This is a genomic window from ANME-2 cluster archaeon, assembly GCA_014237145.1.
Lineage (GTDB): Archaea > Halobacteriota > Methanosarcinia > Methanosarcinales > Methanocomedenaceae > Methanocomedens_A.
The window spans coordinates 19,763-40,269 of sequence record JAAXOC010000046.1 but is presented as its reverse complement, the minus strand read 5'-3'; the positions used below and the strand labels follow the sequence as shown (position 1 = coordinate 40,269).

18 protein-coding genes and 1 other RNA gene are annotated in these 20,507 nt (G+C 40.6%); 6 read left to right on the top strand and 13 right to left on the bottom strand.

Annotated elements, in window-relative coordinates; translation table 11 throughout:
• Window positions 1–984: 984 nt before the first annotated feature.
• The 9 genes from HF974_06715 to cofH form a co-directional block, all read right to left on the bottom strand.
• Window positions 985–1,356, bottom strand: coding sequence for a hypothetical protein (locus HF974_06715; GenBank protein MBC2698025.1), 372 nt, complete (start codon window positions 1,354–1,356; stop codon window positions 985–987).
• A gap of 150 nt (window positions 1,357–1,506) precedes the next feature.
• Window positions 1,507–1,869 (bottom strand): hypothetical protein, encoded by a 363-nt coding sequence (locus tag HF974_06710; protein MBC2698024.1) that lies wholly within the window; start codon window positions 1,867–1,869, stop codon window positions 1,507–1,509.
• 424 nt (window positions 1,870–2,293) lie between these two features.
• Window positions 2,294–2,590, bottom strand: coding sequence for a DNRLRE domain-containing protein (locus HF974_06705; protein ID MBC2698023.1), 297 nt, complete (start codon window positions 2,588–2,590; stop codon window positions 2,294–2,296).
• A complete protein-coding gene (locus HF974_06700) occupies window positions 2,587–3,795 on the bottom strand; it encodes a hypothetical protein (GenBank protein MBC2698022.1) in 1,209 nt (402 codons plus the stop codon). The genes HF974_06705 and HF974_06700 overlap by 4 nt, the downstream gene beginning before the upstream one ends.
• Window positions 3,792–5,789, bottom strand: coding sequence for a hypothetical protein (locus HF974_06695; GenBank protein MBC2698021.1), 1,998 nt, complete (start codon window positions 5,787–5,789; stop codon window positions 3,792–3,794). Before HF974_06695 ends, HF974_06700 begins: the two co-directional genes overlap by 4 nt.
• A 2-nt stretch (window positions 5,790–5,791) precedes the next feature.
• The gene (locus HF974_06690) at window positions 5,792–6,823 is read right to left on the bottom strand and encodes a hypothetical protein (protein ID MBC2698020.1); all 1,032 of its coding nucleotides are present in this window, start codon (window positions 6,821–6,823) and stop codon (window positions 5,792–5,794) included.
• Window positions 6,824–6,827: 4 nt separating this feature from the next.
• Window positions 6,828–7,298, bottom strand: a complete 471-nt coding sequence (locus HF974_06685) for a hypothetical protein (GenBank protein MBC2698019.1) — start codon at window positions 7,296–7,298, stop codon at window positions 6,828–6,830.
• Between the two features lie 7 nt (window positions 7,299–7,305).
• The gene (locus tag HF974_06680) at window positions 7,306–8,109 is read right to left on the bottom strand and encodes a hypothetical protein (GenBank protein MBC2698018.1); all 804 of its coding nucleotides are present in this window, start codon (window positions 8,107–8,109) and stop codon (window positions 7,306–7,308) included.
• Window positions 8,110–8,154: 45 nt separating this feature from the next.
• Window positions 8,155–9,294 carry a 5-amino-6-(D-ribitylamino)uracil--L-tyrosine 4-hydroxyphenyl transferase CofH gene (gene cofH, locus HF974_06675; GenBank protein ID MBC2698017.1) on the bottom strand — a complete coding sequence of 380 codons (1,140 nt, stop codon included), beginning with the start codon at window positions 9,292–9,294 and terminating at the stop codon, window positions 8,155–8,157.
• A 251-nt stretch (window positions 9,295–9,545) separates the two neighbouring features.
• On the opposite strand from cofH, the gene HF974_06670 reads away from it, so the two are divergent.
• The 3 genes from HF974_06670 (at window position 9,546) to rnpB (ending at window position 11,240) form a co-directional block, all read left to right on the top strand.
• Window positions 9,546–10,538 (top strand): hypothetical protein, encoded by a 993-nt coding sequence (locus HF974_06670; protein ID MBC2698016.1) that lies wholly within the window; start codon window positions 9,546–9,548, stop codon window positions 10,536–10,538.
• A 5-nt stretch (window positions 10,539–10,543) separates the two neighbouring features.
• Window positions 10,544–10,792, top strand: a complete 249-nt coding sequence (locus tag HF974_06665) for a hypothetical protein (GenBank protein MBC2698015.1) — start codon at window positions 10,544–10,546, stop codon at window positions 10,790–10,792.
• Window positions 10,793–10,857: 65 nt separating this feature from the next.
• Window positions 10,858–11,240, top strand: an RNA gene (gene rnpB / locus HF974_06660) — RNase P RNA component.
• Between the two features lie 21 nt (window positions 11,241–11,261).
• Here rnpB and HF974_06655 read toward each other — a convergent pair.
• The 4 genes from HF974_06655 to HF974_06640 all read right to left on the bottom strand — a co-directional run bounded on the left by HF974_06655 (window position 11,262) and on the right by HF974_06640 (window position 16,628).
• Window positions 11,262–13,895: a tetratricopeptide repeat protein gene (locus HF974_06655; GenBank protein MBC2698014.1), complete on the bottom strand. Its 2,634-nt coding sequence runs from the start codon at window positions 13,893–13,895 to the stop codon at window positions 11,262–11,264.
• Window positions 13,895–15,118: a hypothetical protein gene (locus tag HF974_06650; GenBank protein ID MBC2698013.1), complete on the bottom strand. Its 1,224-nt coding sequence runs from the start codon at window positions 15,116–15,118 to the stop codon at window positions 13,895–13,897. The genes HF974_06655 and HF974_06650 overlap by 1 nt, the downstream gene beginning before the upstream one ends.
• A 349-nt stretch (window positions 15,119–15,467) precedes the next feature.
• Window positions 15,468–15,770 carry a nucleotidyltransferase gene (locus HF974_06645; protein ID MBC2698012.1) on the bottom strand — a complete coding sequence of 101 codons (303 nt, stop codon included), beginning with the start codon at window positions 15,768–15,770 and terminating at the stop codon, window positions 15,468–15,470.
• 147 nt (window positions 15,771–15,917) lie between these two features.
• Complete coding sequence (locus HF974_06640; GenBank protein MBC2698011.1) at window positions 15,918–16,628, bottom strand: UPF0280 family protein; 711 nt, start codon at window positions 16,626–16,628, stop codon at window positions 15,918–15,920.
• Between the two features lie 73 nt (window positions 16,629–16,701).
• Between HF974_06640 and HF974_06635 the strand changes: the two genes are divergently transcribed.
• The 3 genes from HF974_06635 to HF974_06625 all read left to right on the top strand — a co-directional run bounded on the left by HF974_06635 (window position 16,702) and on the right by HF974_06625 (window position 20,421).
• Window positions 16,702–17,901 (top strand): HD domain-containing protein, encoded by a 1,200-nt coding sequence (locus tag HF974_06635; GenBank protein MBC2698010.1) that lies wholly within the window; start codon window positions 16,702–16,704, stop codon window positions 17,899–17,901.
• A 580-nt stretch (window positions 17,902–18,481) separates the two neighbouring features.
• A complete protein-coding gene (locus HF974_06630) occupies window positions 18,482–19,279 on the top strand; it encodes a class I fructose-bisphosphate aldolase family protein (GenBank protein ID MBC2698009.1) in 798 nt (265 codons plus the stop codon).
• A complete protein-coding gene (locus HF974_06625) occupies window positions 19,276–20,421 on the top strand; it encodes a 3-dehydroquinate synthase II (protein MBC2698008.1) in 1,146 nt (381 codons plus the stop codon). The genes HF974_06630 and HF974_06625 overlap by 4 nt, the downstream gene beginning before the upstream one ends.
• The last annotated feature ends 86 nt before the right edge of the window (window positions 20,422–20,507 follow it).

Sequence of the window (20,507 nt, the reverse complement as noted above, 5' to 3'; positions counted from 1 at the left end):
CTTAGAAAATGCGAAATGAATGGCATTTTCTTGAGATATCCATATATAATTTCAACAAATTGAACCACCTTTGTGAAAAGTATAGTGGTCCATCCGGTTGACACAGGTTATTTATTAATAGTCTAGATTTACAGATTGAGTCGTACGACAGCCATAAGTGCTTGCAAGTACGCCGCTGTATTTCAGGATACACTCTTGTTTTGTGCCCGCACTCCTGCGATTGTGAATTCGCCCTACCTGTGGCGTGATCTGGTGGGGCTAAAACAGGTTGATTGACTGCGATTTTCATACTTACATCCAGTTTACACCCTACACCGGGCCTGCCGTCTGTGTCAAGACAACTTGCGCGCGGCATGTACGTGTTGATGGAGCCGCACCGCCGATGGGGACACGTTCCCCAGAGCAAACGGCACCAGTTGGATTGCATAGACGACAGGGAATGTAGCGACGTCTGGAATAGTGGCTACTGCAGGGCGCCCTGGGCAGAGTTCGGATAATGGAAAACAGGCAGGTACAAAAGCTGTAGCTGCGAACGCGTGTAATGCAAATATCTTTAAAATGCGCCGTAGTGTCAGTTAAATTGATTTCAACAGGGTTTCACGCACAAAATCTATGAATTTTTTGGGACTAGTGTCGAGTCAACCTTCAAGTGTAAGATTATGAAGGGCATAGGGCACAATTCTAAAATCAAATTATTTCAATAATTATATTAGACGCAGATTTACACTGATACATTCACTTCCGCGGGAAGTGAATGCCTGCTACGCCTTAAGGGCGTGCAGGTTACGCAGATACAACCTTAAATCTGCGTAAATCAGTGTAAATCTGCGTCTTAAAAATAACTGGGAAATGGAACAGTGTCAGATAATATATCTAGCGATATTGTATGGTTGACTCGACACTAGTATAGATTTGGGGCACAAAAAATCGATCAAAAATATCCAGTAACACTGGTGAAGTTCTCAGTACACTTCCAGATCAGATCTATGAGATTATGTGCCAGATAGTGTTCAGCATAATATTCAGATTTGCGTCAACCCAGGACTGACGATTATTTTTCACCTTCTGCCCGACGATTCCCATCAGGTTTTCGACATGATTATTGTTATCTGGAATCTGTATTCCCTTTGTTGCTAATTCTGCAAATAGCGTTACTTTGCCCCCGGTTTTGAGAATGAATTTGCCAGCATTACTATCTTTATTTTTTGATAGTAACTCATTGGCAATTACCAGCAACTCTTCTTGAGTTTTATCTATTCTCCATTTGAGTCTCGCAAAATCAGAATCTTTTCTGTGCTTTTTCACTGAATTTTTCAATGTCAAAATGATTCTGCTGATATCTTTTTTGATTCTCATTCGATCCTCTTTTGGATATTGCTCCTTCCACAAATAATACATCGAAGTTTTAACAAAATGATTTGTATATTGTTGAATTCTATATCCATATGTCTCCAGATTCAATTGTAATTTACCGTCCCCATCGCACACGGCATAGACGTCATCAGACTATCCACAATTATTTTTAATGTGGGTTAATGTTTCTGACCAACTCTTAGCCGTACCCAGGTATAGTAGATATTCTTCCTCCAATTCCAAATTGAGCCCTAAAACACCCTTGATGCTGGGACGACCGCCCGATCTTCTTTTTGATTTAGTATCATCGATGATTATGGCGCCAATAGTTTGGCCATCGTATTGTGAATAGATTGAATGTTTAACGGGTAGCGAGTCGTTTTCATAGAATATCTTCTTTAATTTGAAAGGACTTACTTTGATTTCCTGCAGAATGCCAATTAGAAAAGATGCTTCTGAGAATGATACGATTGTGCAGAGATATTTCCATGAAGGATAGTACATGTAATTAAGCATGTTTTTAACTCTGTTATGCAAATAAGGCACTATGAACGTTTTTTTCCCATATCGTTGAGTGTTCTCTTTGCTTGTAAATCAAATTCAAAATGGTGTGTTTTTATATGCACATTTTTGCTACCTTTTCTTGCATTCACGTGTTGTGCCATATCATCCTGCAAACTATCGAGATACTTCCTGGCAATTTGCCCATAGATATCCTGGGCAAGGATCTACTGCTCAAGATCTTCGATACTGTTGATTCTATCGTCGTTGATATCAAGTTCAACAATCACTTTTCGTTTAGTCATATACAACTAAATCAGTGACGTTTTTATTAAAATATCTTACGAATTATTTGAGAATGGATACTGTGCCCGAGTAAAAACTGGTCCCAAAATAATACTGTTCTACACTAATGTCACCTGAAATATTTACAGATAGACTATAATTGCTTGGTAAATACCAATTGTTCCATAACATCATCCTCATTCCAATCTTGTAGTACACGATGGAAACTGACTTTTTTGGTATTTACAGTTGTATTAAGATATAAGGAAATAGTTGCAGATTCAATAGTTGCACTGGTTGGAATGGAAGATAAATCAAACTTAATAAGACCGTAGAGATTTTGAACGTCTCTAACATTTATTGTAGAATTATTACCATAGTTTGTATTTACTGAACTATTATCTATAATATGTCTCATTGACAAATCTTCAATCAAGGACAACGGTCTCATATTCCTTTGATTGACTTCTTAATCCAATAATAGTTATAAGGAGCACCTGAAGGAACAGACCTCATTTTCGGATCGGTTAGACAAGTACTATTATCTGAAATATTGAAATAATATTCCCAACTCTCGTTAATTTCTGTGATATTATTATAAGATAATATCTGATAGCTATAATTGCCCATTGACCAATTACCACTTTCAAACCAATCTCCATAATTCCAACCGGTGGAATTTAAAGTTCGATTTCTTATCATTAAGCTGATAGTCACATTATCATTATCCCTATCACTAACTTGGAACTTAATAGTAACATTATCACCCTTTTTCGCAAACAGATTGGGTTGATTTGGGTCATCTTTTGTGAAAGTACTGGTCTCGTTATTTGCAGTAATATTATATATTTCCGGAGCCCAGCCAGAAGGTTCTGCAGCAACAGTATTTGAAATATTAGACGGATTACCTGCTTCATCATAAACTCTTACTGCAAAGTACCAGTTACCAGGGTCAATATCATAAACAAAACGATTTTCTTCACTACCATTTTTCAATGCACCGTAAAGAAATCCCCATAATATTGCATTCTCAAAGTCAGCCAAATTTTTGATTGAAGAATTAGAATAACGGACTTCATACTTATTAGCTGAAGTGTCATCATCATAGTCATCGTCGCCTACAGCAGTCCAGTTAAACAATACTACTCCATCTCCTTCACACCAAGGATAAGTTCCTGCTCCCAGATCAGTGATATTTCCCGGCGATATAGTATCATAGATGATCCTACCGGTAACCAGACAATAGATAACAGTATCATTGAATACTTTTTTCCCGTCTGTAAATAAAATATTGACACTGCCTCGCTTTCTATCTGAGAAGTACTCATACCTTGTGAAGTTCAGGACAAAGCCGTGAGATTCCACTATTGTCTTCATTCTATCCTCGAATTCGAGAATTATTGTTGTATTGGAATCATTAAAAGGGTCAATTTCACCTTTCTCAGATGAGACCATTAATGCAATTCCATATTCTTCTCTGATATTTTCAAAATAATCATATGCCCTGTCTGATTGTAGTATGGATGTTTGCTGCCCGGAATTGGCTGCAGAATAAAGGACTGTCCCCATCCCGAGAACAATAATGGCTATTACAAAACCTGAAAGTATGATTATCTGTGCCGATGTGTCGGATTTAAAACAGACTTTATCTTTCATTTATACCACATCGTTATCCGGATTTCTAACAGGCCGTATGAATATACTTTTGCTGTAGTTGAATACAGGATGCTGTTGAAGATTAAACGTTCTCGCTGTTGGCTGAAAGTTGATTGGTCATGTCCTGCGAGATATATTACGGTGCCTTTGTCAAATGGTGCTTCTATAAAGGTTATTTTTGGATGATCCACACCACCAGATTCATTTTGGGGTACTGCCATTATACTATTTTTTGGGTTAAATCCAGTAATATTTAAACGAAATGCTGAAACTGTTCCATTTGTACCAGGAAGTGTTCCATATTCAGTGTAAGACTGTGCAAGAGGATGAAAACATGCTCCATCGTTCCCAGTCAAATTATCAGTTAAATACTTACCAAGGGTATCTCGATATGGTGAACGTCCAAGAAGCTGAATTGTATTATTGGTATTGAAATATTCTTGTACACCTATAAACCCGTGCCATGTATGATTATTCAGATCAACCTCTTCTACCCTATCATCGATTTCTTTAATTGAAGCACATTCAGCAAGAAGTACGCCGCCATCAGAAACCCAGTCAATCATATTTCTTACTACCATAAAATCAGACAAACGATCTTCAATCATTTCTGTGTGGGGTACAATGAGAATGTCATAATTTCCAAGGTTTCCATTTATTATATTGTAACTATCAAGCACGGTATAAGATATTCCAGAATCAGAAAAATAGTTGGTCATGGTCCCAGCTTCCGGATATACTGCAATTCGGGGACTGCCTGTCAGCCAAGTTGTATGGGAATACTTAATTTCTTCACTTGAATTGTGGATTATGATTTTTTCAGATGGACTATCATGTGCAAGGGTAAGACCACCATCAATTTCAACTTTATTATCCGTTGCATGACAATTCGTGCCGTTAATTGTAATACTTGATAGTTCTTTGCCAACTGATTCGACAGTAATATTGGAAATTGTTAAATCGAAAGACGCTTTATTAAATATCACAATTCCAATTATTTTACTTTCATTAAGATCATCATATGCTACACTTGTTGTATCAATATACAGATATTCCGAATCATTTCCGGAATCAGGACCATTCCCTGGATTAATATTTGAAGTACTAGTAGTAAGGTAAATGATTTTTTTAGAACCATCGCTTAGATTAAAGATCATGTTAATTTCTGTGCCTGTCATATTATTATTGAATTCAATTTTGTCAATTTTACAAGATGGTACATCGATAGGATTTTCAGCCCAGTCTCTTATTCGATTCTTAATAATTGGTGTTAAATCAGCAACATCAATCACATAAGGTCCACCTGCATAATCCCTTTCTTTTGTTTCGCCACTTCCATTCCATGGATCAAGTGAAGTATTGATAGGGTATGCTGATTCATTGAGGCTATTTCCCCTTGGATCCATCAATAATTGATATACAGGTATCCCAAGATCAGAGATTTTCAAAATAAGATTATAAGCTGTTATGTTATTATTCTGCTTTTCATCCATTGGGATAATAAGAGAACCATTACCAAAGCTCTTATTGGTTATAGACATACCAGTGAGACGTCCAACCCCGCCGGCAGGTGCTCCCTTGGTAACTATAATCTCATTAAAGGATATCCCGTTTCCACTTGGATATCCATTTCGAATAATTGTAAAATACCTTCCTCCATCATAAAGTTCGACATTATATGCAACATTATCTGGTAGAGTATAATTAAGAAATTCGTTCAAATCATCGAATTTATTTTCAGACAAATAATACTGCAATTTATTGTCATAATCAGGTTTATCAGGTGGTGGTGGACTGTTCTTCAGCAGGTCAATTGTATCTTCACCGTAATGCATGAGTTGGGTCTTTGATTGGGCATCCGCCTGCTGGACACCAGATGGGGCCTGGGATACTACAAATAACAAAGCTGTGATGATCAACAAAGCCCCCATAAAAGCCTCGACTGTCATCATCTGGGCTGTCTCATTGTTGGTTATGTTATTCGTATTCTTCATTCTTACCACACCCAGATAGTAGTTTTTAATGAAAACTCTTCAATCGTAGAATTTGAGCTAAAAAAAGTAATTCCAGGTTGACTTGCCATCAAATTATCGCCATTTAACTGAACATAAAAAAGATCTGCAGATTCCCAGTTGTCTATATTATTTATAGTATTGATTGGAATGTTAATTTTAATAATGTCACTTACTTCAGATACAGATACTGGAAGTGTTGTGAGATTACCATTTTTATAAATTTCAAACACATCATTTTGTAAATCATGTGAATGAGTAATTTCAGATTCATGGTTTAATCCAATTCCAATTGAAATATCTGAAATAGTTTGTGAATGGTCAGGTATTATGCTCAAATTAGCAACAGTAAATTCTATACCTCCATTAGAAAGAATGTATGAAAAATTATTATTATCAAGACCGAATAAAGGTTTTTCTAAACTCATTGTCCCATAATCAAGTTGATTCATCCTTGAATATCGAACAACAGATACGACATCTCCTTTATCTCCCACCATTTCAGTTGCTCTTTGGTTAGCAGCACTCACATTATATTTACTCTCATTAAGTGGTCTGATTTGTATATAGAAATTATATCTTCCAAGACCCATGGCCCTTGATGCATTATCAAGTTCTGGACCTGATGATGACGATACAGGATATTCCCACCACGAACCTTGATTCTCCATAATAGTGTTGATCTTCCCCGGATCCAGCGTATTTTTTTCATTACTATCCAGTAAACCGATTTTAGTGACATTTGAATAATTATAATTCCCACTATAATTCCATTTGAATTCCCAATCAGTCCCTTCACCATCATCACATTCCCAGTACCCCTTATCCTCAACCAATAACGTTACTGCCCGGTCGGCTGTAGGATACAGTTCTTTCGAATATCCCGAATAAGGTGTAATAATACTGGAAAGGACACTTACTGCAAATATAAATGCAATGACAATTACAGCTACAGCCGTTAAAAAGTCCATACTTATATTTGCTTTTTCATCCTCTGTTAAATGGAATGATCTCATAGTCTTATCCCTGGGAAATCGTAATCTCAGAAGTATTACTTATTATCAATATTTTTCCGGAATCACTCAAAGCCGATCCATTAATTTCGATAAGGGCATCAACAGAGTTCAGTGGAACATAAGCAGTGACGCTTTTTCGCATAGATGTCAATTTTAATACTTTATTGTCTATCTTAAAAGGATCATTATCTGATATTTCAACAAAATAACCCGTGCCTGCGATTTCAGCAGGTATATCCAGGGAAATACTATTTGCCCCATCGGTAGGAGTAGTAAGATATGTATTTGTAATAGCAGAGGATATAAGGTTGCCAGTATCTGTCAATTCAATATAGATCGCCTGTCTTGAAGAACTATCTACTACTGAATTGAACGTCATGGTCATTAATCCAAGGAATATCATTGAAATCGTAAATATTAAAATATATTCCACAGGTATTGCCTGCCCATCTTCATCGTTAAGCAACACCCTCATTTTTCATTCACTCCACTCTTGCCAATATCTTAGTCTCATAAATTGAAAGCTGAATATAATTACCGCTGCCTGAAACACCAATTTCTATTTCCACATTGCCGCCGGATTGATCAACTGAAAAATCACTTGGAGCAAGGCCGGCATTTAATAAAGTATCATTGAAATAGCGACCCCACGAGTCATCATTCTGGCTGGAGATTTTGATATTAACACTATTTACTTCTCCTGAATAAAGATTACCCCTCCCTTCAAATGACGTCCGGATCTTTCCAGTCCCTTCACCACCAATGGAACTATTTGCCCCTGTGACATTGATGATATGGATCATCAGGCCGATATTACCTGAGCCAAGGTCACTTGCATAGATCAGCGGGTCTATTTCCATATATGAACCGGTTGAATACTTGGAGATAGTCGCACCGTTTTCAAAGACCACGCTCCGCGATTTATACTTATAACTTATAGTACCCGGTACCGCAGTAACAGGATTACTGCTGCCAGAGTAACTTATCTTGATTTCAGTATTTTGAGGTTCAACAAATATTGATCCACCGCCCATTTTCACTTTAGTTATCCGGCCCATACCGGCTCCGGTGACCGGACCGTTTATGATCTCCAGGACATCATTCTGCAGGACAGAAAAAGAATTCTTGGCGTTAGATACCTGGGTAGTATATTTTATCGAATCAATAAAAGGAATTCCCGTAGTATAGATTATCCCGATAGAAACTACAACAATGCTTAATATAAGGATCATTCCGATAACAGGAGATACTCCACTGCGGTCCTTAAGCAGATTCTTATAGTTCATAGGCAACAAGCAGGAAATTATCATTAGTAGTTATTTGATACACTACTATATAAGATTTTTATTGTTTAAATGCCGGTATAGTGTATCTCTCCGGACGGGGTCACGCCCCGCACCCCTGATGATCCATTCAAATTCTTCCGGCGGCATGTATTCCCCATTAGCTGCCCCCGCGCTCTTTGATATCTTCTCTTCCATCAGCGTGCCGCCCAGGTCGTTTACACCACACAGCAGGGAAAATTGTGACATTTTTTTACCCAGCTTGACCCAGCTACCCTGGATATTCTTCACCTGCGGGAACAGCAATATCCTCGCCATGGCATGTACTATGAGGTCTTCGACACCTGTTGTGGCATATGCCCCTTGAGACATCAGTTCTTTGCCAAGTGGATTATTGTAGGGCATGAAAGGCAGGGGTACAAACTCTGTAAAACCTCCGGTCGCAGCCTGAATATCCCTTATCTTAAGTATATGGTCTATACGCTCTTCTTCTGTTTCGATATGACCATACATCATTGTTGCTGTAGTGGGTATGCCTTCACGGTGCGCCGTCATTATCACTTTAGTCCACTGGTCCACTGTAAGCTTATTGGGGCATATCTCCCGGCGGACCCGTTCTGAAAGAATTTCGGCAGCAGTACCAGGCATTGTATCTAGCCCTGCTCGTTTTAATTCCTGGATGGTTTCATTAATAGCTGTTTTACTATTTTTAGCCATGTGAAATACTTCCATGGGCGAGAAAGCATGAATGTGTAAGTGTGGGAACCTGGATTTTATTCCACTGAGAATGCCGCAATAATCTTCAAGGTACATATCTTCCATCAGGCCGCCCTGGATACATACCTCCGAAGCACCCAATCGAACAGCTTCCCCTGCCTTGTCAATGATCTCCCCAGTGGTTAACCTGAACCCCTTATATCCTTTAAATGCACAGAACCTGCAGGTACCAATGCACTGGTCTGAGAAATTAATATTCCTGTTAATTATATATGTTGCAGTATTGCCTACCAGAATGGCCCTTAACCTGTCAGCCAGCTTAAATATAAGAATTGGGTCACACCGCAGCAGTACCTGAGCGTCTTTTTTTGTCGCTTCCCCGGCAATTAAACGATCGATCATGTCATCAGGCATATCTGCCAGGATATCATTGAAAATATCAGTTAACAGGACTGCATATTGCTGATTCATGACTATTACACTTTCCTTGGGTCTGTTGTCAATCTGGAAAGTATATAAGCTTTTATAGATTTCGAGAGCACTGATCATGTCAGTGCACATTATACGATTTGCATTTAGGGTTTTTATGCTGGATGTGACTGTCACAAACAAGCTCTGCTTGCTGTCTAATATTTTTATATTTAATGTATATAATCACGTGCAATTTATCAAAAAAATTACGGGAAAGTATTTCAACTAATAGCACCCCCTTAATTAATACTATGAACCTAACGCCTGCAGTAAAGACCATTCTGGTAACAGCACTCATTTTCGCATCGGTCCTGGCAGGGGGATGCCTTCGGGAGTACGAAACCACCAGCCTTGCCATCAATGAGGTAGACATCTCGGCCGAGGTCATAGATGACGACACCGCCCGGCTCAACATCATCACCTACGTAAGCAACAACGGCAAGACCTCCGGTGAAGTCGAGATACAGGCAAAAGCTTACAACCTGGGTACCAACCTGCTCATGGCAGATGAGAAAATATCCATGGGCAACATCGGTAAGGACAGGACCCGGAACGGTACAGTGGAGCTAAAGGTTCCAATTACAGGCAACTACCGCATTGAAGTAACACTGTATGAGGACGGCGGGCAGATAACTTCGGGCACTGCTACCATATCAGGCCTCGAATCCCTGCTCACCAGCCCAAAGCATTCATATATCAATATCCGCGATGTGGACGTGGCCATGTTATCAAGAGGTGATACCACCACCATCCTGAAGGTGACCACCTTCCTGGATAACTACGGCAGGTCGGATTCGTCACCCTTAACATCACTGGTGAAACTGCGGGATGCAAAGACCAACCTCATAGGCCAAAGCGGCAATATCAATGTAGGCGTGGTAAAGGCAGATACCACTGTGGTCAAGAATATCGAACTTGAAGTGCCAAAAGACAGGGATTACAGGGTGGAGGTAATGATATTCGAAAATGACCGCATCATTACCGAATATGGCGTATCATTATTCATGGCACCCGACAGTCAAGGTGATGAAGATGTGGTTACGAAGACCAGGTCTGTGAGTACAACAGAGACCATTACTACTGAATTTGTTGTGCCAGAATCTGCCCCCAGGCCCCCCGATGATGTGTACAGGACAGGGGATTACGGAGCCCCGATGGCGGAAGGACCAGGCATATTTGTCGCAATTGTGGGTCTGATGGCAGTGGCTGTGATACTGGGAAGAAGAAAAAATAAGGACAGGTGAGATGGATGGAAGAGAATGAAACTGTTAAGAAAAAAGGCCATACAGACAATGTCAGGTTATTCAAGACTGGCCTGATTTTAATCCTGCTACTTATATTGCTGGTTGCCTCCTTTGGATTCTACCAGGGCATGCACGACGCCATCTATGACCTGTTTGACTACAGATATACAAACCTTATAGGTTCCATTTTTGACTTGGCAATAATAGCGGCCATACTGTATGTCGTCAGGGAATTCTATATCAAGAGACAATAATCTTTCTTAAGGCTATTTCTTCTGGCCGACCCAAATTATATCAAGCCTGCATACTATTGTACTCTGAGAGAGGAAGGACGGCCACCGGGTCACCTGACCTGAGGAAAGTCCCCCCACCACCCGGATACACGAACGCCTGTAGAGGGCGTAGGACGAGAGTCCTGGCAGTTGCCGTCTAAAACCGGTGGCTCACACGGTCTGCCTTATGGCAGGCTGTATGATGGCACAGAAACGATACCGCTCCGCGTCAATGCTATGATGCTGTAAAGCTGAGGTCGCGCGGGAGGCGGATGGAACGCGTGAATCCTCGTGGGTGCAAGCCAAACAGGGGCCATATGCCTGTCCGGGGCCGGTCCGGAGTTGGCGCTTAGCCGAATGCCGTTATATGGCGGATCACATCCTTAAGGGAAGTGCCGCTAAAACAGAAGGGGGCTTACTCTCCTCACTCATTTCATAATTATTTTATTGATTAATTTTCAATTTGTTTTTGAATATCTAACTTTGAAGTCCTTACTTCAGAAATCAGGGCATCAATTTGGGCCATTCTTGTTTCATCCTCTGCTTTAGAAAAAAGGTCACGGACTTTTTGTAACGCAAAAATTAAATACTCATTAATGTCAGGTATGGTTGAAATGTCTGTTGGGTCTATAGTAGCTGCAATTTCCATTTGTGATTTCAAATAATTAGGCATATCGCCGATTTCGAAGAATATCCTATTTGCAGTTAAAAAATTAACAAGAGAAGTAAGCAAATCTCCTTTTTCTCTGTAAAAAACACCAAGTTGTGCATTTGTCATTGCAATACTACTGCGGTCGCCCAGCTCGGTTTTGATTTTTAATGCGGCATTAGACTTTTCCAGTGCAGCATCGTACTCGCCCTTTAACCGGTGGACGATGCCCATGTTGCCAAGTGTGGTGGCAATGCCGCTTCGTTCGCCCAACTGGTTTTGAATTTTTAATGCTTCATTATATTTTTCCAATGCCGCATCGTACTCGCCCTTTGACTGGTGGATGTTACCCCTCTTGAGAAGTGAGGTGGCAATGCCGCTTCGTTCGCCCAATTCGATTTGAATTCCTAACGCATCGTTGTATTTTTCCAGTGCATCCTCATACTCGCCCTTTGAGAAGTGGATGTTCCCCATCTTGCCAAGCGTGTTCGCAATACCGCTACGGTCGCCCAGCTCTTTTTCAATTTCTAACGCATCATTGTATTTTTCCAGTGCATCCTCGTACTCGCCCTTTAACTGGTGGATGATACCTATGTTGTTAATCGTGTCCGCAATTCCGCTGCGGTCGCCCAGCTTGTTTTTAATTTCTAACGCTTCGTTGTATTTTTCAAGTGCATCCTCGTACTCGCCCTTTAACTGGTGGATGATACCTATGTTGTTAATCGTGTCCGCAATTCCGCTGCGGTCGCCCAATTCGTTTTTAATTTCTAATGCTTCATTATATTTATCCAATGCCGCATCGTACTCGCCCTTTGACTGGTGGATGTTACCCATGTTATGAAGCGTGGTCGCAATCCTGCTGCGGTCGCCCAGCTCGTTTATAATTTCTAATGCTTCATTATATTTATCCAATGCATCCTTGTACTCTCCCTTTAACTGGTGGATGTTACCCCTGTTGATAAGCGTGGTGACAATTCCGCTGCGGTCACCGAGCACATTTTGAATTTCCAAAGCTTGGTTTAATTTTTCTGAGGCAAGATTATAATCACCTTTATTGATCAGAATAGAGCTAATTGAATCCAGCAATATTCCATAGATTTTGTCTTTATTTTTCGAAACCTCTAATGCCTCTTCCAAAATTTGCAGTGCATAATCCCATTTTCCATGTCGTTCAAGCAACCTGGAATTTTCAAGAAATAATATCCTGGCAATATCATTATAATTCTTGTCAAGTTTGATTTTGGATGCGTCTTTTAATGATTTTTCCGGATTATTTTCCTTTAAGTATGCTAAAGACCTGGCAGCTAAAAGTGCTTTTCTTTTATTCTCATCTGTTTCTTCCCATAAAATGGTAGTAGATAAATCAATGATCTTTTTATCATCGTCCAATTTAGAGATAATATCTCCTAAATTTGCGTTGATCAATTTGCTTTCTATTAAATCCTGTATGTAAGAAGTATCCAAATAAAATGCATCTGAAGCGGAAACTTCAATCAGGTCAGCTTCTTTAATTAAAATGTCCTCTAACCGTGGTCTTAATGAAATAAGGATTTTTGAGTACAATTTCTCAGAGGATTTAAAATTTTCATTCATCGATTTCCTGAGGATTCTACCAATCTGCTCAAAAAAATCGGCATCAGATAACTTTTTTATTGGAGCAGTTGGATTTAATGAATCACCATAAAGATGTATAAATCCTTTAGAAGCTAATGTTTGTGCAATTGTTAATATTTTAGTTTCATCAAATGAAGTAAGATTCGAAATTTCATCATTGATTTGAGTAACAGTAAGAGAAAAAATAATTTTAAATTCATCTGAATTTAATTCAGCAAATTGATTTGCCACTAATTCACAAAAAGCTGTTTTTATAGCATGATCAACATCATCACATTTCATTCTTATATCTATAGCATCATTGAGAAAATCCATGCAATCGATTGGATCTTCAAAATTTTGAAGTGCAAAATTAAATGGAAAATCACTAAATAATTCCGGGTTTAAAAGTTTATCATCAAAAATCGTTTTTTGAACACTTTCTACAACTGTTACTTTTAATTGCGATATCCATTTACGATAGGTTTTAACTTGAGGTTTGGTTATGATCGCAATTGTTAATAATACTGGGAGGCGCCTATATTTTTGATAATAATTATTTAATTGCTGTTCATTATTAATATAAGTGGCAATTATTATATTTTCATCTAATTTTAATCCGTTTATTTCAGCAGGACGATGTTGATTTGAAAAAGATTCTTCAATTGATTCCCAGTTTAACTCTAATAAAATGGGATCTTTTTTTCTTAATCCATATAAGATTAAATCCAACAACTTGTTTCTTTTTTGAATTGGAATATCAAATGGAATTACCAAAGGTCTTTCAAGCTGCCCCAGTTCAAGAGTGAAATTGGGCACCGATGACGGGAATAGGAAATGCATCAGGAATCCAACCGATAAAACATGAAATCAGATGAAATCTTATATGAATGAGGATTATACCTGTTTTCAGGAATGATGACTCCAAAATCATCAAGCATATCTAATAAATCGTTTTCAATTCCTAATTCACTAATAATTTTTTCTTTCGGAAGAAATTCTGAGCCAGCTGAAATGAAATGTTTAGCAATCCTTTCAATGGTTGGTTCATCAAAAGTGCTGTAATGGGCTTTAGTAAATCCTCTTAAATTGTTGACGATTCCTGATGAATCCAAATCGGCATCAACAATCAAATAATGTAACCAGGTCAGAAATGAAAGTGGGTTTCCTGTGCAATCCTTTAGTATTTCTGCAATATCCAACAACTGCGTTCTTAATAATTCATCTTTCTTAGGACATCCAATTTCCAATCGCTTTTTAAGTACAAGCATTAATCCATCAGAAGTCATTGGTTCAATGTATTGAACCTCCTTAAAATCTCTACCTATATTCCTATCTGCAACCTCTCTTCGCATAGATGTAACAATTATTGGTTTTTTTAGTTTTATGATCTCTGTAACAAAACCATCAATTGAGTCTTTATCTTCCAGTTGATCTAAATTGTCGATGTATATCAAAATATCAGCAAAATCATGGATTTTTTTAGTAACATTTTCCAATAATTTTATTATGAATTTTGAATCAATGGATTGCTCAATTTCATGTGATGTTGTGTGGTCTTTTCCATCAACTGCGCCAATCTTTGAGCGTAATGTTAAAATGTTTAAAATACCGATACTGCTCTCTATGTTTCCCTCTAAACGTTCAACAATTGTTATAACATCAGTATCTTTTAATGTTTTTGCATAAGAGATATAATCTAAAAATGCAATCTCTTTATCAATTACATCATTTTTATTTTGATTTTTGGTATAAAAATCATGTAATTCACCAGCTAAATTCTTGCAAATATCTCTTAGGAGATCTTCTGGATTTCTTGCTTCATCGCCGTCAATCATAATACTTATAAGGTCTCGTTCTTCGGAAATATCCTTAATAATTTTTCGAATTAATATCGATTTTCCCACACCCCTTTCTCCATATATCATTAATTTTCTTCTTTCTTCATCCCGATTATCAAGGAACATTCCAATTTTTCCTTTAATTTTCGAATACTCTTCGTCACGATTTGCGAATAATTTTGTATCAAAACTATTTGGCCTCATACACATAATGTAAAGCGGCATTTTGTTACCCTCAAAAAACTTTATTCACATGATTTATATTTATTAGATAAATAGTTACGGTAATTCCTTCTAATTATTTTATTGCTTTTTTTCACAATGCACATTCATGTGAGCATGGCGGCCATGGCGGAGGGGAAACTTCTGCACCCATTCCAAACACAGCAGACAAACCCCCCCCATGTTCCTCAATTTAATAATATCTTGAAGCAAAAATAGTTGAAACACGATTAGTATAATCATGTATCAACAGAACAGAAAAACTCACTTGCCCGAACATAAGCCCCAATTAATGACTGCCAACTACTACTTACTCCACAACACAGTAGACTGGTCCTGCCAAAAATCAACCCTAAGCATACAGCGGTTCTGCAGAGCTTATTACTTCCTGCCTGGAGTAATGACTGATATCCGGTGATGTCCAAATATCCACAATGCACCCGAGAAGTACTGACAACTCAATCTTGATCTTACCTAATTTGATCAGCCCGGGTATACGGTTCGATTCGAATTCAACAAGCATATTGACATGATCAGCCGATATACCATTCCATTGACTGGGGGAACCAATAATTGACAGGATACGAATATAATTTTTCCTGCAGAACTCTGAAAGCTCTATTCTGGGGATTTCAGTGGTAAATTTATTGTACATCAACTCACTCCCTATAACATTGTGGTTTTAAAACTTACATTTATATAGTGCCATACATTTTTTTTATACCTTCAATTACTTAACTTCATAATATATAATATTTTTTAAACGGTTTTGATAACGTACAATCACCTGGAGAAAAACTACCTAACCACGTGTAATAAAATCCTGCTTCATCCTGGCCCTGGCCAGCCTCGGCAGTTCTCCCCATATAGCAAACCCGTCATTCCTGATCACAATTGCACCCTGGATGGCCTGCACTCCCCTGATCACATCAAAGGCTTCCTCAAGTTCGCCCTCATCCGGCACAGCATTACCCAGTGCCGTAGCAGCCGCATCTGCCAGCGACACATTCCCGGACACCACCAGGGCTGCATCGGCAGTCCCAAAACTGATAGACGGCCCTACAGTACCCGATGAAGTGCAGATGCCCTGGACAGTGTCACCTGGCTGTATTTCAAGCCCCAGGTCTTTTATGGAAGAATTGCCGGCAAATATACCAATTAACAGGGGCCGGTCAGTAAAAAGCGCAATATCCCCTCCATTGTCCACAAATGCATAAGTAGCTCCTGCCTCCACCATGGCCTCCACTGCCATCCATGCAATGGTCCCGGCCACAGCACCCATGGGCCCGATGCCTACTGTACTGCATGCCCCTGCCATCCTGCGGACAATATCAGGGGCTGAGTCCGGTACATTATATGGTTCAAGTGTGATCCTGAAAAAAGGGTCAGAGCTGATATAACCCTCCAGGAGGCTTCGCTGTTTCCTAATGGCTGCCCTGGCTATCTCGATATACTCTTCCTTATCAGCGCCCAGTGTTACAATAGTTTCTTTCAACCTGTAGTGAACCCGCAAATAAGCATCACTTTCCTTGTTTATGCATATGAACTGCCATATGTTTATCTATCTTAAATATAATTCCTTAACCATGAAGGTAGTGCGGGACCCCATTCACGGTTATATCGAACTGGATGAACTGGCACTAGCAATTATCGATACACCCCAGATGCAGCGGCTGCGCAGGATTCGGCAGCTCGGCCTGTCACACCTGGTCTATCCTGGAGCTAACCATACCAGGTTTGAGCACTCCCTGGGTACGTATCACCTGACATGCCAGTTGCTTGAGCACATTGACCATAACACACCCGATGAGGTCAGGCTTGCCGCACTGTTGCACGATGTTGGGCACGGTCCGTTCTCACATGTCACCGAAGACCTGCTCAGGCAATATACAAGACGCGGGCATGAGGAGATGTCCCACATACTCAGGCAGCCTGAACTTGCAGTCATCCTGGATGAGTTCTCGATCAAGCCATCCAGCATCACCGCCCACATCAGGGGTGAGACCCAAATAGGTAGTGTGCTAAACAGCGAGATAGACATGGACCGTATGGACTATCTGGTACGGGACGCCCATTATACTGGTGTGGCCTACGGCGTCATCGACCTGGAAAGACTCATTCATTCCCTTAAATTCTATGAGGGAAAATTCGTGATAGAACCAGGGGGCCTGCAAGCTTGTGAAAGCTTATTGGTGTCCAGGTTTTTCATGCACCCTACAGTATATTACCATCATGTAAGCAGGATTGCAGAGACCATGTTGCTGCGAGCCTGTCAGGCTGCCATTTCCGAAGGGGCACTGGAAACTGCCGGGCTGCAATCCATGGATGACGGCATGCTGGAAGCACGTTTGATGGATGCCGGCGGTTATGCTACCGAACTGATGACCAGGATACGGGAACGTAAACTCTTCAAACGTTCACTGTATGCCAGCCTGGCATCGGTAAACAGGGAAGTGGTGGAGCGTTACCGCAACAGCCCAAAACGACTTGAGCAGGAACTGGCCGGGGAAGCAGGCGTACCTGCCGAGTATGTGATTGTGGATATACCAGGGATGCCAGACATGAGTGAAATGAAGGCCAATATTGTGTTCAACGGCAGGATGGTCCGGCTGGACGAGGCATCACCCATAGTGCGCAACCTGGAGCAGGCGCATATGGATAACTGGAGACTGGGTGTATATACACTGCCCGAATACAGGGAACAGGTCACCACTAGTGCCAGTGATTTCTTCCAGGTTAAAAAGGATACCAGGCAGTTGAACCTCAGTGAGATGCTGGGCGAATAATTGTGAAATTACCGATTTTATTAGGGTAACCGAAATCATCCTGGCATTTATCACATATATTTATGTACAATTAGATAAAACTTAATAATAGGTTTGCTTCCAGGATTAGTGGAGAACTGGGTGCGGAACTTAAATGTGCTTATATGCTAGCAATAAGGACTGGCAGGCAAAACACATTGAACAAGAGGTGAATATAAAATGGCTGAATCCAAAGTTTCTAAGGAAGAACAAGATAGACTCAAGAAGTATGATGCACAAGTGAGAGACAGAAAAGCTCCGAAACCCAAGGCTTAAAAAATCAAGCTTGAAAGTGTTTTAAAAGTCGATTTGAGTTTTGTAGAAAATTTTAAATGTGGAAATCCTGTAAATCACACATATTATCTGTCCAGATCGAATGATGTGAAATTTACAGGACATTCTTTTTTTCAGGAAAATATTTTCCTGATTCACATCTTCATAAAGCCTAACTTTTATATAATTATTTCGCAGGTTGCTAATGGGATGAGCGATTACTTAAAGCGATATCCTTATATATTGAATCGTGCTACTATGTTACACACTAGCACAGTGAGGTGGACTTATGTCAGAAATCGGAAAAAGCATTAGATTAGAACGAATATTGGACCGGCAGAGCAGGAATATGGTAATAATACCAATGGACCACGGCATATCAGTAGGCCCTGTGACCGGGCTGGTAGATTTGCCAAAGATGGTAGATAAGGTTGCCGATGGTGGTGCCAATGCGGTACTACTCCAGAAGGGGATGGCAAAGCACGGACACAGGGGTTATGGGTCCGATGTGGGGCTTATCATCCACATGAGTGCATCCACTGCCCTTGGACCCGATCCTAATGATAAAGTGCTTGTATGTACAGTAGAAGAGGCCATCAAACTGGGAGCAGATGCTGTAAGCGTTCATGTCAATATAGGTAGCGAAACCGAATCAGACCAGTTGAAAAAACTAGGTAATGTTGCTGAAAGTTGTGATATTTGGGGTATGCCCCTGCTGGCCATGATGTATCCCAGGGGAAAGAACATTACTGACCCCAATGACCCTAAACTGGTAGCACATGCCGCACGTGCAGGGGCTGAACTGGGAGCCGATGTGATCAAGACCAACTATACCGGTGACCCTGACACATTCAAGGACGTTGTTGCCGGATGCCCGGTCCCTGTGGTCATGGCAGGCGGTCCCAAGACCGAGACCGATGCTGAGTTTTTGGAGATGATCAAGGGCTGCCTTGATGCAGGTGGCAGGGGCGTCGCCATAGGTAGAAATGTATTTCAACATCCCAATCCAACAAAGATGACCAGGGCAATCACCAGGATAGTGCATAACAATACAAGTGTGGAGGAAGCCCTGGAGGAACTGAAGTGAACGTTGATAAGACATTATGGATAAAAGCAGATACCGGGGACTGGGATGACCGGAAACAGAGGATAACTACCGGACTTGAATCCGGAGTAGATTTCATTCTGGTCAATGAAGACGATATTGCCCTGGTACGGGAACTGGGCAGCATAAAAGTGGCTGCCTTTGTCAGGGATGGGGAAGGGGATGCAGATGTCTTTGTTGTGGGTAAGAACAGCGAAGGCGACGGCACACATCCATTGCCAAATGACCTGTCAGGAAGCAGGGATATCAACCTGGCCATCCAGTTAAAGGACAGGGGATTGACCACAGCCGGATATGTAGTAATCCAGGATAAAGAGTACGAAGAATTTGCTGCCGAACTAGGCAAGGTCTGTGATTATATCATAGTGGTGGGAACGGACTGGAAAGTCATCCCGCTGGAGAATCTCATCGCAGCCCTGCAGGAACTGGACGTTAAGATCATATCAGGTGTTAGGGATGCAGAAGAGACCATAGTCGCATACGAGACAATGGAACACGGTTCAGACGGGGTGCTCCTGGATACCGATGACCTATCTGAGATCAAGAGAACGGTTAAGGCTGTAGAGCAGACCGGGTCTGAGGAAATACCCATTAGTGTTGCCACAATCACCAAGGTCAAGCCTGTTGGAATGGGGGACCGTGTCTGTGTGGACACATGTTCCTTAATGACGCTGGGTGAAGGTATGCTGGTTGGCAGCCAGTCCAACGGTCTGTTCCTGGTACATTCCGAATCAGAGGACAGCCCCTATGTCGCAGCCAGGCCATTCAGGGTGAATGCGGGTGCAGTCCATGCCTATGTCAAGGTGGGTGAGCGAACCCAGTACCTCTCAGAACTTAGTGCAGGGGATGAAGTGCTGGTAGTGGATTCCAAAGGATGCCAGAGGCCTGCCATTGTTGGAAGGGTCAAGATCGAGAGAAGACCCATGCTGCTTGTCGAAGCAATGGTAGATGATTATATTGTCAAGACCATACTCCAGAATGCCGAGACAATCAAACTTGTCGGCAGGGACGGAAAACCCATTTCAGTAGCTGTCCTGAAGGAAGGAGATGAAGTGATGGTCAATTATGAGGATACTGCCCGGCATTTCGGTATGAAGATCGAGGAAACCATTATCGAGAAATAACAGAGACTTTTTAATTTATTCTGGATGAAATAGATCATGGCAAAGAAGATCAAACACAGAGGCACACAGAGCGTTATTGTTTCTCT